Source organism: Anoxybacillus sp. ST4 (genome assembly GCF_019448545.1).
Taxonomy (GTDB): domain Bacteria; phylum Bacillota; class Bacilli; order Bacillales; family Anoxybacillaceae; genus Anoxybacillus; species Anoxybacillus pushchinoensis.
This window is the reverse complement of sequence record NZ_JAHZOE010000119.1, coordinates 1-243: the sequence shown is the minus strand read 5'-3', so window position 1 is coordinate 243 and position 243 is coordinate 1. Positions and strand designations below refer to the sequence as shown.

1 rRNA gene is annotated in these 243 nt (G+C 53.9%); it reads right to left on the bottom strand.

Annotated features, from left to right (window positions below):
* Positions 1 to 141 precede the first annotated feature (141 nt).
* Positions 142 to 243, bottom strand: a 16S ribosomal RNA gene (locus K1I44_RS15265); the annotation flags it as partial.

Genomic DNA, 243 nt, shown 5'->3' with positions numbered 1-243 from the left:
TCTAGCTACGAACTAACATCCTCCTCCGCGTCCGCTTTCTCCATCGACGTGCACGCACGTCTCGTCGAAAGCTTGCGCTTCCGTCGGATGTTTTCTTGACTACGTCAAGAACCGTTCTCCGCTTTTCGTATTTATCCTTAGAAAGGAGGTGATCCAGCCGCACCTTCCGATACGGCTACCTTGTTACGACTTCACCCCAATCATTTGCCCCACCTTCGGCGGCTGGCTCCCGTAAGGGTTACC